Annotated in this window: 9 protein-coding genes; 5 read left to right on the top strand and 4 right to left on the bottom strand. The window is 71.6% G+C overall.

Annotated elements, in window-relative coordinates; translation table 11 throughout:
• Positions 1-22 precede the first annotated feature (22 nt).
• Positions 23-2,335 carry an acyltransferase family protein gene (locus FRADC12_RS02560; RefSeq protein WP_232303565.1) on the bottom strand — a complete coding sequence of 771 codons (2,313 nt, stop codon included), beginning with the start codon at positions 2,333-2,335 and terminating at the stop codon, positions 23-25.
• A gap of 48 nt (positions 2,336-2,383) precedes the next feature.
• Between FRADC12_RS02560 and FRADC12_RS31945 the strand changes: the two genes are divergently transcribed.
• The 5 genes from FRADC12_RS31945 to FRADC12_RS02535 all read left to right on the top strand — a co-directional run bounded on the left by FRADC12_RS31945 (position 2,384) and on the right by FRADC12_RS02535 (position 8,925).
• Positions 2,384-2,884: a hypothetical protein gene (locus tag FRADC12_RS31945; protein ID WP_045875405.1), complete on the top strand. Its 501-nt coding sequence runs from the start codon at positions 2,384-2,386 to the stop codon at positions 2,882-2,884.
• Between the two features lie 215 nt (positions 2,885-3,099).
• Positions 3,100-4,623, top strand: coding sequence for a glycosyltransferase family 39 protein (locus FRADC12_RS02550; RefSeq protein WP_045875404.1), 1,524 nt, complete (start codon positions 3,100-3,102; stop codon positions 4,621-4,623).
• 130 nt (positions 4,624-4,753) lie between these two features.
• Positions 4,754-6,370 (top strand): acyltransferase family protein, encoded by a 1,617-nt coding sequence (locus tag FRADC12_RS02545; protein ID WP_052710649.1) that lies wholly within the window; start codon positions 4,754-4,756, stop codon positions 6,368-6,370.
• A gap of 385 nt (positions 6,371-6,755) precedes the next feature.
• Positions 6,756-8,237: a 30S ribosomal protein S1 gene (rpsA, locus tag FRADC12_RS02540; protein ID WP_045875403.1), complete on the top strand. Its 1,482-nt coding sequence runs from the start codon at positions 6,756-6,758 to the stop codon at positions 8,235-8,237.
• 331 nt (positions 8,238-8,568) lie between these two features.
• Entirely contained in the window at positions 8,569-8,925 is a 357-nt protein-coding gene (locus tag FRADC12_RS02535; RefSeq protein ID WP_052710648.1) for a GlsB/YeaQ/YmgE family stress response membrane protein, read from the top strand.
• 113 nt (positions 8,926-9,038) lie between these two features.
• Here the strand turns inward: FRADC12_RS02535 and FRADC12_RS02530 are convergent, their stop codons facing one another.
• The 3 genes from FRADC12_RS02530 to FRADC12_RS02520 all read right to left on the bottom strand — a co-directional run bounded on the left by FRADC12_RS02530 (position 9,039) and on the right by FRADC12_RS02520 (position 12,444).
• Positions 9,039-10,442, bottom strand: coding sequence for a transaminase (locus tag FRADC12_RS02530; RefSeq protein ID WP_045875402.1), 1,404 nt, complete (start codon positions 10,440-10,442; stop codon positions 9,039-9,041).
• 42 nt (positions 10,443-10,484) lie between these two features.
• A complete protein-coding gene (locus FRADC12_RS02525; protein ID WP_045875401.1) occupies positions 10,485-10,940 on the bottom strand; it encodes an STAS domain-containing protein in 456 nt (151 codons plus the stop codon).
• A gap of 289 nt (positions 10,941-11,229) precedes the next feature.
• A complete protein-coding gene (locus FRADC12_RS02520) occupies positions 11,230-12,444 on the bottom strand; it encodes an RtcB family protein (RefSeq protein WP_084010402.1) in 1,215 nt (404 codons plus the stop codon).
• Between the last annotated feature and the right edge of the window lie 355 nt (positions 12,445-12,799).

Here is a 12,799-nt window from a genome sequence, read left to right as displayed (position 1 = left end):
AGCGTTCGGTAAAGCATGCAGGTCAGCCGGGGGATGTGGTTGTCACCACGGGAGTACGATCCGTGCGTGTCGGGCGAACCAGCTGAACAATCGCTGGCAGCAGCGCCTCGCCGACGATGTGGCCACCCGCGGCGGTAATGTGCACGCCGTCGTCCCGGGTGAGGACCCCGTCGATGTGGTCCGTGAACCGGTTGCCTGGCGTCAGCACCGCGTTGAGATCCGCGATGCTCGCGATCCCTGGATGACGGCCGGCGGCCTCCCGCAACAGCTTGTTGAACTGCGCCACTCGTTCGGGCTTGGTCTCCGGGAACTGCGTCCCGTCAGGCCCCTCCCGGGCCGCGACCGCCGGGGTCGTGAACAGCACGACCTTGGCGCCGCGCGCGGACAGCGTGGTGATCGCCAGGTCGAGCTGGCCGGCCAGGTAGGCGTCGAACGCCGGCTCGCCGACGTGCGTCCACACCCCGTCGAGCAGCTGGTCGGTGACCTCCCAGCGGCCGACGAGGAGCACCGCGACGTCCGGGTCGATCTGGTTCACCCGGGTGGTGAACCGGGCCGGCCACTGGTCGCACCCGGCTGTCGTCGGCCCGGCGATGCCGTTGAGCTTGCGGGTCGGCAGCCGGGCGACGCCGCAGCCGAGCATCGACGCGTCGGCGACCTGTACGTTCATCGTCGCCGCCACGGTGGTGAACTGGCTGCCGACCAGCGTGGTGGCCAGCGAGTCCCCGGCGACCAGCATCTTCAGCGGAGGCCCGTCGGCGGCGCCCTGCGCCCCGGTCGGGACCGAGCCGTTGCTGCCCTCGACCTGGGCCGCCAGCTTGTCCAGGTCGTTGGGGCTGCGGGCGGTGGACGCGGTGGTGCTGGTCGCCAGCACCGCGACGGTCACCACGGCGGCGACGATCGCCGGCACGGTGAGCCTCGGCTTCGGGAAGCGGATCTGGCGGCGCCGGATCGGGTTCTCGACCAGGTAGAACGACGCCAGCGCGCACGCCGCCGTCGCGCCCATCCGGGCGCCGAGCAGGGCCGGCCCGTGCAGCCCCGTCCGGGACGCGGTGAGCGCCTGCAGGATCGGCCAGTGCCACAGGTAGAGGCCGTAGGAGATCTTGCCGATGTAGGTCAGCGGCCGGGCCGAGAGCACCTTGGCGACCAACGAGGTCGGCACCTCGACGATCGCCGCGACCAGCACGCCGACGATGACGGCGACCCCGAGGAAGCCCCCGGCGTATAGGCCCCGGGCCTGGCCGTCGACGGTGGCCCACAGTGCGATCATGGTCAGCAGTGCCAACCCGCCGGCGTGGCCGAGCACCTTCTTGCCCCGCGGGGTGAACCCGGCCTTGCGCTGCGCCCGCCACACGGCGAGTGCCGCGCCGGTCAGCAGCGCCTGTACGCGGACCTCGGTGCCGTAGTAGATCTTCGAGGCGTCGACGCCGGCGAGCAGCAGGCACAGGCCGGCCAGCGAGCTCGCCTCGGCGCCCAGCACCGCCACCGAGAGGGCCGCCGACTGGGCCTTCCGCCGCTGCTGCTTCCACTTGTCGGCGGTCCGGGCGCTGTGCCGCATCAGCAGGAAGACGATCAGCGGCCAGAGCACGTAGAACTGCTCCTCGACCGCCAGCGACCAGGTGTGCAGCAGTGGCGACGGGGCCGAGAAATGGTCGAAGTAGCTCTGGCCGGACAGGGCGAACCGCCAGTTCGCCACGTAGAACAACGTCGCCAGGATGTCGAGGCGGATCTTGCCGACGTCGCTCGGCGCCGCCATCCAGCGGGCATACGCCGCCACGGCGAGCACCAACAGCAGCACCGCGGGCAGCAGCCGGCGGAACCGGCGGACCCAGAAGTCCTTCAGGTCGATGCGCCGGGTCGCCCGGTACTCGGCCACCAGCAGGCCGGTGATCAGGAACCCGGACAGCACGAAGAACGTGTCGACGCCCAGCAGTCCGCCGCGGACCCACGGGATGCCGGCGTGGTAGGCGATCACCGCGAGGACCGCGAGAGCGCGCAGCCCGTCGAGGCCGGGGGAGTGCACGATCGGCGCGAGGAACGTCCCGGTCGTGTCCGCGTCCCCGGGCCCGATCGCGTAGCTGGCCGGCGCGGCCGCGTTCGGGTCGAGCAGCGCCAGCCCGCCGGTCCTCGCCCCGGCGGCGGCCTCGCGGGCCCTGGGCTCGGCCACCGGGCCGGGCGGCAGCGCCGCTACCGACCGCCTCGTGTAGGTCGGGTCCGGGCGCCGGGTGATCGGCTCGGACCGTTCGTTCGGCCCGGTCCGCGGGCGCGTGCCTCGCGGTACCGGGGTCGTGGGTGGCGAGATCGCGTCGTCTTCCTCGGGCTCGTCCGACCAGCGCACCGGCCGCCGCTCGCCGTCGGGGCGCCGGGCGGCTGGCCGGTCGTCGCCGTGACGGCCGTTCGCTCGCCGGGCGACGCCGATGCGGCGCGGGTCGCGCCGGTCGTCGTCATCCCCGCCCGGAGACCGCCGGCGGGACGGGTCGTCGCGCGCACCGTCCCACTGGTCGCGACCGGAGCGGGCGGCGGGGCCGGGCCCCGCGTGCTCACGGTCGCCGGGGCCGCGTCCCGCCCGTCCCGGGCGGGTGCTGTCGGCGCGATCGCGCACACCCGCGGCGCCGCGCCGGTCCGGACCGGTCAGGCCGCCTTCATCACGGCCCGGCCCGTTCCCGCGACCGGCGAACCGGCCCTCGCGGTCGGCCTCGCCGTCCGGGCCCTCGAGCCGCTCGCCCACGGCGTCCCGCCGGTCGTCGTGGCCGTCCGCGGTCTCGTCGTCGGGGTGGCCCGGGCGGTTGGGGGCGGGCGGCCGGAACCGGTTCGCGTCGGAGATCCGGACCGTGTCAGCGTCTTTGCCGCTCAGCCGGGCCTCCTCCCGCTCGTCCGCCTACGATGACGGGCGGCCCGGTGTCCGGTGACCGCTCTGCGAAGTATGCGGTAGTCCCTGGCGAGTTGCTCGCCCGAGTCCAGGGCACCACCGACGGGCGGGCGCCGGATCGCGTCGCCCGCACAAGAAGACCAATCATCACACCCATCGCTCACGGGGGGTGGGACCGCGCTTGGTACCGTCCCGCCGTGACCGAAGCCGCTGTCGTGCCAGCAATGGGGGGCATGTCCGACGCTGGCACGACGGCGCGCGACCGCCCGGCCCGGCGCTGGTGGCTGCTGCTGGCGCTGTTCCTGGCCGTCGGCCTCGGCATACGCCTGTGGTACCTGTTCGCCTGCCTGCATCCCGCGAAGGTCATCGGCGACCCGCTGTACTACCACCAGGCGGCGAACCTCTTCGCCAGCGGGCGCGGCTGGCCGGACCCCTACGAGCTGAACATCAACCACCGGTACGTGGCGGACGCGCAGCATCCACCGCTGACGAGCGCCCTGCTCGCGCTGCCGTCGCTGGTCGGGCTGACCTCGTTCCTCGACCACCAGATCTCCGAGTGCCTGCTCGGCACCCTGGCGATCTTCTTCGTGGCGCTGACCGGGCGGCGGGCCGCCGGGCCGGCCGCCGGGCTGGTCGCGGCGGCGATCGCCGCGGTCTACCCAGGGATGTGGATCAACGACCCGCTGGTGATGTCGGAGACGACCGGCATCCTGGCGTGCTCGGTGCTGCTGTGGCTTGCCTACCGGTACTGGGAGCGGCGCGGGTACCTGGACGCCGCGCTGCTCGGCGCCTCCGCCGCCGCGGCCGCGCTCGCCAGGGCGGAGCTGCTCCTGCTCGCGCTCTTCCTGGTCACCCCGCTGATCCTGCTGGCCCGGCCGCGAGCTGGGCCGGGCGGCCGGCTGGCGTCCTGGCGGCGGGCCGTCGCACTGCTGGTGACGGCGGCTGCCGCCTGCGTGCTCGCGATCGCGCCCTGGGCGGTCTACAACCTGACCAGGTTCCACCAGCCCGAGTACCTCTCCACCGGGCTCGGCACCACACTGGCGGTCACGACCTGTGACCAGACCTACTCGGGCCCCGCGCTGGGCTTCTGGGACTTCGACTGCGTCCTGGAGATCCCGAACCCGCCCACCGAGCGGTCCGACCGGGACGTCTTCTACCGGAAGGCGGCCTACGCCTACCTCGGCGCGCACGAGCGCGAGCTGCCGAAGGTGGCGCTGGCCAGGGCCGGCCGCACCTGGGGCCTGTTCCACCCCTTCCAACAGCTCCAGCTCGACACGATCGAGCTGCGGCCGATCCGCGTCAGCCAGGTCGGCCTCGGCTCACTGTGGGTGCTGATGGCGGCCGGCGGCGCCGGCGCGGTGGTGCTGCGCCGGCGCCGGTCGCTGCTGCTGCCGCTCGTGGCGCTGCCGGGCGCGCTGACGATCGCGTCGACCATGGTCTACGGCACCAGCAGGTTTCGGGCCGTGGCCGAGCCGGCGGTCGTGCTGCTCGCCGCCGTCGCCTTCGCCGCCGTCCGCGGCCGGTTCGTCCCGCGCGGCCGGCACAGCGGCGCCCGGCCGCCGGCGATTCCGCTGGCCAGGCCCGAACTCGCCCCGACCGCCGAGCCAGCGATGCCATCGCCGGTCGGCGACCTGACGGTGCCGCTTCGTCCCGGCCGGCTGGGTCTCCCGGCCGGGGCCGGCGACGGGTCGCCGTCGGCTTCCACCGGGCCCGCTCCCGACGGCGGCGCGGCACAGCTGCCAGCAGAGGTGACATAGGTGGCGATGACGTGACGATGCGTCCGGAGATGACGCTGCGCCGTGACAGATCCGGCGTCCACCGGGCAGCCTGGAACAGCCCTGGTACCTTACGTTCCGTGTCGGTCCGCAGCTTCCCGGGACTCGCGCCGTGAGCGGCCTGGGCATCCGCCAGCTGGCCCGATCCGACGATCCGACCACCATCGCGGTCGACGGCGGAACCACGGTCATCGGGGCGACGACCGGCCCGGCCGCGGCCGCGGAGCCGAGCGCTCCGCCGCGCCGGGACACCACCATCTTCCCCGGGTTCGACGGCCTGCGCGCCATCGCCGCGGTCCTCGTGCTGGTCGTGCACACCGGCTTCATGACCACGCTGACGCTGCAGACGAAGTTCGGCCCCTACGTCGCCCGGGCCGAGATCGGCGTCGCGGTCTTCTTCCTGATCTCCGGGTTCCTGCTCTACCGGCCGTTCGCCGCCCGCCACTTCGCGCTGGCCGACCGAGGCGGCGGCGAGGACATCCCGGACGCGGGCGGGTTCTGGATCCGCCGGTTCATGCGGATCGTCCCGCTCTACTGGCTGGTCTTCGTGATCAGCCTGGTCGTCATCACCGACAAGATGATCGTCGCGAACGTCGCGGGTCTCGCCGAGTGCCTGCTGTTCCTGCAGGGCTACCAGCCGTCGTGGGCCCTGCAGGGGCTGACCCAGGCGTGGACGCTTGACGTCGAGGTCGCCTTCTACCTGTTCGTACCGCTTTTCGCCTGGCTGCTGGGCCGGCGCGTGCGGCCGCCACGGATCCAGCTGCTGCGGGAGCTGACCGGTGTCGCGGCGCTCTACCTGGTCGGCACGCTGGTGCACTGGCGAATGATCGGCCACGAGCACGGCTGGACCGCCGGCTGGCCAGCGTGGCTGCCAGTCTGGTGGGACCTGTTCTCGCTCGGGATGTTCCTGGCCGTGGTCTCGGCCTGGTACGGCCGGCAGGGGCGCCATCCGCGCTGGTCGACGCTGCCTGGCTCGGGGACGGTCTGCTGGTTGCTCGCGGCCGTCTGCTACTGGATCGCGAGCAACAAGATCGGGTTGCCGCTCTGGCCGATCTACCAGGCGACGGTACGGATCGACCTGGGCAAGCACCTCTTCTACGGGTTGTTCGGGTTCTTCCTGCTGCTGCCGGCCGTGTTCGGGCCGCAGCGGCGGGGTGTCGTGCGCCGGTTCCTCGCCAGCCGGGTGATGACCTTCCTCGGCTCGATCTCCTACGGCATCTACCTGTGGCACCAGACCGTCATCGACGTGGTGATGGAACGCAGCGGCTGGAAGCTCTGGCAGGTCAGCTTCGCGCCGTTGTTCTGCGTGGTGTTCGTCGGGACGGTGGCGCTGGCGAGCCTCACCTACTACCTGGTCGAACGCCCCTGCCAGAACCTGGCGCGGGGCTGGGCCCGGCAGTGGAAGAACCGGGCCCGGCGCCGGCCGCTCGCCGAGGCGGCCGTCCAGCTGGGCCGGCTGGCCCGGCCGCGGGCCGCCGAGCCCGACCACGCCGTGCCGGCTCAGCCGCTCGCGCCGGTCACGGCCCCAGGGCCAGCCGACGTCGACCTGCCGGGAGCGCGCGGCCCGGCCGGATCGCCCGTGGGCGGCCCGGCGGGACCGGCCGACGGCACCGGGCCACGGGTGGCCGTCGAGGTCACTGGCCCTTCGGCGGGCCTGTTTGACCAGACAACTGTCCCGGTGCTCGCGGAGGTGGACACCCCGGATAGGATGACGCGCGACGGTGGCTAGGCCGGAGCCTGCTCCAGCATCACCTGCTCCAGCATCACCGGCTCCAGCATCCATCCTGGTCGGACGCGTCCGGTCGGGTGCCCGGTACGGCGGCCCGACTGGCGTCGTGGTCGCTGCTCCCGCCGTTTCGCGCGGTGGTGCGAGGCGCGGCACGCGTGAGCCTGCCCATGCCCTCCCGTTGACCTCACCGGAGGGGCTTCCCTAGACTGGGGTCGGCACGAGGGTCTGTGGGTCTCAGACCGAGCGGATCCACTCGAGCAGTCGTTATCGGTTCTGACAGTGTCGTTGTCAGCGCAATGTCGTTGTAGCGCGTCTTCTGTCCCTCCGTCCCGGCGGTTCGACCCGGCTCTCGCGCTGACGTCAACCCCTAGTCGGAGCCGACCCCTTGACGAGCACCACCGACGTTCGACCCGTGGAGACCGTGACCAGCCCGCAAAGCCCGACCACACCACAGGTCGCGGTCAACGACATCGGCTCGGCCGAGGACTTCCTCGCCGCCGTCGACAAGACGATCAAGTTTTTCAACGACGGTGACATCGTCGACGGCACCATCGTCAAGGTGGATCGTGACGAGGTGCTGCTGGACATCGGTTACAAGACCGAGGGTGTCATCCCGTCCCGCGAGCTGTCGATCAAGCACGACGTGGACCCGCATGAGGTCGTCGCGGTTGGTGACCACGTCGAGGCTCTCGTCCTCCAGAAGGAGGACAAGGAGGGTCGGCTGATCCTGTCCAAGAAGCGCGCCCAGTACGAGCGCGCCTGGGGCACGATCGAGAAGCTCAAGGAAGAGGACGGCGTCGTCACGGGCACCGTCATCGAGGTCGTCAAGGGCGGTCTGATCCTCGACATCGGCCTGCGTGGCTTCCTGCCCGCGTCGCTGGTCGAGATGCGCCGTGTCCGCGACCTCCAGCCCTATGTCGGTCGCGAGCTCGAAGCCAAGATCATCGAGCTGGACAAGAACCGCAACAACGTGGTCCTGTCGCGGCGGGCGTGGCTGGAGCAGACGCAGAGCGAGGTCCGCTCCGAGTTCCTCTCGCAGCTGGCCAAGGGGCAGATCCGCAAGGGTGTCGTCAGCTCCATCGTCAACTTCGGCGCCTTCGTCGACCTCGGTGGGGTCGACGGCCTGGTGCACGTCTCCGAGCTGTCCTGGAAGCATATCGACCACCCGTCCGAGGTTGTCGAGGTCGGCCAGGAGGTCACGGTCGAGGTCCTCGACGTCGACCTGGACCGCGAGCGGGTCTCGCTGTCGCTGAAGGCGACGCAGGAGGACCCGTGGCGCCAGTTCGCCCGGACGCACGCCATCGGCCAGGTCGTCCCGGGTCGCGTCACCAAGCTCGTGCCGTTCGGTGCCTTCGTCCGGGTGGACGAGGGGATCGAGGGCCTGGTCCACATCTCCGAGCTGGCCGAGCGTCACGTGGAGATCCCGGAGCAGGTCGTCAACGTCGGCGACGAGATCCTGGTCAAGGTCATCGACATCGACCTCGACCGGCGCCGGATCAGCCTCTCGCTCAAGCAGGCGAACGAGGCGTCCGGGCTGGCCGGCGACGGCGAGACCTTCGACCCGAGCCAGTACGGCATGGAAGCCAAGTACGACGAGCAGGGCAACTACGTCTACCCCGAGGGTTTCGACCCCGAGACAGGCGAGTGGCTGCCCGGCTTCGAGACCCAGCAGGCCGAGTGGGAGCGGCAGTACGCCGAGGCCCAGACCCGCTTCGAGGCGCACCAGGCGCAGATCCGGGCCGCCCGCGAGGCCGAGGCCGCCGCGGTCGCGCCGTCGTCGTACTCCTCGGAGTCGCAGCAGCCGGCCGCGTCGGCGATCGACGAGGAGGCCCTGCGCCGCCTGCGCGAGCAGTTCGGTCGCGGCTAGTCCGAGCTGGGCTTCGGCCCCGCCCGCTCCCTTCGGGTGCGGTGAGCCAGATCCGCGCATCGCCCCGCCGGCCTCAGGCCGGCGGGGCGATGCGCGTCCCGCCTCGGCGGCGGGTGGCAGTTTCGAGGGCGCCCCGACGGCTGGCCAGAGCCGCTTTTCCCGACCGCTCCGTATGACTTGAGTTCAGGCGCGATGCGCCAGATTTGCCGGAATCCCACGACGATTTCCGGATGGATTCCGCCAGCTTCTTCTGGGGCGTCGGCGCTGGCGTTTCCTCGCAGCGGGCGAGGGTATTTTCCCTGCCTTACCGTCGAGCACGTCGGAGGCTGCGGTGTTCCAAATCCTGTGGATCGTGATCGGCGGGGCGATCATTGGTCTGATCGCCCGTGCGCTGATGCGCCGAGGGGGCGTCCCGTTGTGGGCGACTGTCTGTCTGGGTATTCTCGGCGCGCTCATCGGAAACGTCATCGCGGGCGCCATCGGGGTGCGGCACACCGGCGGGGTCGACTGGATCCGCCACATCCTGCAGATCGGTGTCGCCTGCGCCCTGGTTGCTCTCGTCGGGCCGTTCGCGATGCGTGGCCGGCGCGGTGGCGGCGGTGGCACCGGGCCGAACATGTTCGCCGGCTCCGGCCGCGGCCACAAGTACAGCCGCGATCGCGACCGCTCGCACTCGGACATGCGTTAGTCAGCCGGTAGGTTCGCGCGCGCCGGCCGGGGCTTGCCCTGGCCGGCGCGCCGCGTCTCTGGGACTCCGGGACAGGCTCGGCCTTCTCGGCGGGCCCGAGGGGACTGGGCCTTCTAACCGGTCAGCGCGCCCAGGGCGTCGCGCAGGGCCGCTGTGTGGGCGTCGACGTCGGCCTCGGTCGTTGCCGGGGACATCAGGGCCATCATGTGGAACGGGGTCATCAGCACGCCCCGGTTGAGCAGGGCCAGGTGCAGGTAGGCGTCCAGCTGCTCGTCGAACGCCGCCGCCGCCTCGGCGCCGTCGCGCGCCCGCCGCGGGCCGGCCGCGTTCGCGGTCGCCGCACCCGCCTCGGGGGCGTCCTGGACCGGGGTCATGTACTCGACCCGGCAGCCCAGCCGGACCGTCTGCCAGCCGAGGCCGGCGTCGGCGAACGCCCCGGCCGTGCCGGCCTCGAACCGCTCGGCCAGGCTGATCATCCGGGCGAACGCGGCCGGGGTGAGCACCTCGGCCAGGGTGGCCCGCGCGGCGGCGAACGACACCGGGTTCGCGGCGAGAGTGCCCCCGGTACCATTGACATCGGTAAGCTGCGGAATGTCGTGCTCGAGCACCTTCGCGGCCACCTCGGCCGTCATCCCGTAGGCGCCGATCGGAATGCCGCCCGCGATCGGCTTGCCGATCGTCAGGAAATCCGGCCGTAGCCCGTGGGCCGCGGTGTATCCGCCCGGGCCGGCGCAGATCGTATGCGTCTCGTCGATCACCAGAAGTGTTCCGTGCTCGTCACACAGGGCCCGCAGCGCCGCGTGGAATCCCTCGTCGGGCAGCACGATGCCGATGTTCGTCAACGCCGGCTCGGTGAGGACACAGGCGACGTCGCCGCGCGCGAGTTCGCGCTCCAACGCCGCCAGATCGTTGAACTGGACCACCCGGGTGGTCCGCGCCGGGTCGACCTGTGGCCCCAGGGTGCCGGGCCGGGCGACGACGACGCCGTGCTCGTCGAGCGTCGCGGCCGTCTCGTCGACGGTGCCGTGGTAGCAGTGGTCGAAGACGAGCACCTTCGGTCGGCCGGTGATCTGCCGGGCGAGCCGCAGCACGAACCGGTTCGCGTCCGTGGCGGTGAGGGTGAACTGCCACAGCGGCAGCCCGAACCGGTCGCGGAGCAGTTCGGAGACCGCCGGGGCGTCGGGCGACGGCAGCATCGCGGTGATCGCCGAGGCCGCCTGGGCGGTGACCGCGGCGACCGTCGGTGCCGGGCAGTGGCCGGCCATCGCGCCGGTGTCACCGAGGCAGAAGTCGACGTAGTGGTGCCCGTCGACGTCGGTGAGCCGGCTGCCTGCGGCGGTCGCGACGACCACGGGGTAGCTGCCGGGCCAGCGCGTCATCCAGTTCATCGGAACACCCGAGAGCTGGGAGGCACGGGCGCGCTCGAACACCTTCCCCGCGGCCGGGTGGGCGGCGACGAACCGCGTGGTCTCGACGTCCAGCAGCCGTGCCAGCCTGTCCCGGTCAACCCCCGCCATGAGCGGCCAGTCTACGGACGACGTTGGCGCGAGCCGCCGAGGTCAGCCGGCTGGCACCGGGCCCGGGACGAGGCGAAGGCCGGGTGCGTCGTCCCAGCCGGTGACGATCAGCAGGCCGAGCAGCCAGGGCGCCACGGCGTGCAGCACCAGGCCGCGGCCGTCGCGGTGCAGGTTGCCGGCGGACGCCACCAGCGCGCGCAGGCCGCCGACGTCCACGCGGCGCAGCCGGCCCAGGTCGACCCGGACGTCGCCGCGGCCGTGATGGGCGACCTTGGCGAGCGTGCCGACGAGCGCGGGCAACACCGACGTGTCAATGTCGCCGTCGATCGACAGGACCGGCGGCTCGAAGGTCGCGGCGACCCGCATCGCGCCGGTCTGGATCTCCAGCCGCTCCGCGTCGAAGCCTGGCAGGGCCTCCTCGGGCCGGTCCTGATCCGGCTGGTCCCCCGCGAGGTCCGCGAGGTCGTCGCGCTCCGATTCCACCCTGACGTCGGGCATGGGCCTCATTCCCTCCGCTAAGCGCCAGAAGCCGGGACAACCCCGGACAACCTATCCAACGGATCTAACGGACTAGAAGCACCGTTAGATCCGAAAATGGGGAAGGTCCTCCGTCAATCGACCATGGTCGCGACTGTGGCCGTGGTCTTGTCCAGCAACGGCGGCTCACTTGCCAGGTTGGCCGGCACGTGGGTGCCGGCCAACCAGTCGAATGACCTGGACGGGGGATTGTCGGTAACCGGAGTGTCGTCGACTCCGTACCTCATGGCCTGCTGGCTGGCGCGGCCGGTCAGCCCTTCACGCAGAGCACCGCGCGCAGCTGGGCCACAACTTCTACAAGGCTGTCGCTATATCCGATGACCTCGTCGATGTCCTTGTAGGCGGCGGGGATCTCGTCGAGTACCCCCGGGTCGGTGCGGCACTCGACGCCGGCGGTCTGGGCCATCAGGTCGTCGACGGTGAACGTCCTGCGCGCCTTGTTCCGGCTCATCCGGCGGCCAGCCCCGTGCGGGGCCGACGCGAACGCCGCCGGGTTGCCGCGGCCACGGACGAGGTAGGAGCCGGTCCCCATCGAGCCGGGGATGATGCCGTACTCGCCGGACCGGGCCGAGATTGCGCCCTTGCGGGTCACCAGCACGTCGCCGCCGTAGTGGTGCTCCTCGGCGACGTAGTTGTGGTGGCAGTTCACGCTGGCGTAGGCGGCGTCGCCGGCGCGCGGGCCCTCCGCCGGCGGGCACGGCACCCGTAGCGTCGGGAAGAACTGGCGCAGCGTGCGGGCGTACAGGTCCAGCATCGTCTCCCGGTTGCGCCGCGCGTAGTCCTGGGCCCAGCGCAGGTCATGGCGGTACGCGGCCATCTCCGGCGTCCCGGCGAGGAACACGGCCAGGTCCCGGTCCGGCAGCCCGACGTTGTGCGCCAGGCCCTTCGCGACCCCGATGTGGACGTCGGCCAGCTCCTTGCCGATGTTCCGGGAGCCGGAGTGCAGCATCATCCAGACCGCGTCGTCGGCGTCCAGGCACAGCTCGATGAAGTGGTTACCGGAGCCGAGCGTGCCCAACTGCGCCATGGCCCGGTCCAGCCGGCCCTTCACCGCCGGATGCAGCAGGTCGAAGGCGTCCCACAGGTCGTCGTTGCGGCGCACCCGGGTGGAGATCTCGGTGTGGCCTCGGTGCCCGACCGGGATCGCTGCCTCGATCGCCGAGCGGACCGGGCCCAGGTCGTCCGGCAGGTCGGCCGCGGTGAGGCTGGTACGCAGGGCCGCCATCCCACAGCCGATGTCGACGCCGACGGCTGCCGGCGAGACCGCGTCACGCATCGCCACGACGGAGCCGACGGTCGCGCCCTTGCCGAGATGAACATCGGGCATCACGGCAACGTGGTGATGAATGTAAGGAAGATTCGCGATCGCGCGCAGCTGGTCGAGAGCGGCGCTTTCGACGTTCTCCGGCTGAGTCCACAGCCAGATCGGGGCCTGCGCCCCACCGAGCCGCGCCAGCGGCATCATGACGGAAAACACTCCTTCGGGTGAGTTACGGCGGGACAGTCGTGGTCGCCGGCACACCAAAGGTGATCTGCCGGTAATCCGCCCGACAAGTGCCGCCCGGGTCTGACCAGAATGGAGTAAATCCGCACAGCGAACAAACGGTTTTCTGCCTGGTCCCCGCCGTGCCGGTGGGGCGCGCCTTCATCCTGCCGCGGTCGTCGACTGCGAAGCCACCTCGCGGTTCCAGTCTGAACTCGCACCTGGTGGTCGCGGATCAAGGTACGGCCGCAGCCCTGGTGGATGAGTGAACTGAGGCTCCGGGACGCGGCTGCGGGATGAGATGCCCGGCGGTGCGGCAACGGCCGGCGGCGAGGCA

The sequence above is a fragment of the Pseudofrankia sp. DC12 genome (assembly GCF_000966285.1).
In the GTDB taxonomy this organism is placed as follows: Bacteria; Actinomycetota; Actinomycetes; order Frankiales; family Frankiaceae; genus Pseudofrankia.
The sequence above is the reverse complement of the archived record's forward strand: the minus strand, read 5'-3'. Positions and strand labels throughout refer to the sequence as shown.

Coding starts and splice junctions, on each gene's coding strand:
- FRADC12_RS02550 (WP_045875404.1), top strand. CDS start 3,100: ATGTCCGACGCTGGCACGACGGCGCGCGACCGCCCGGCCCGGCGCTGG.
- FRADC12_RS02530 (WP_045875402.1), bottom strand. CDS start 10,442: ATGGCGGGGGTTGACCGGGACAGGCTGGCACGGCTGCTGGACGTCGAG.
- FRADC12_RS02525 (WP_045875401.1), bottom strand. CDS start 10,940: ATGCCCGACGTCAGGGTGGAATCGGAGCGCGACGACCTCGCGGACCTC.
- FRADC12_RS02520 (WP_084010402.1), bottom strand. CDS start 12,444: ATGATGCCGCTGGCGCGGCTCGGTGGGGCGCAGGCCCCGATCTGGCTG.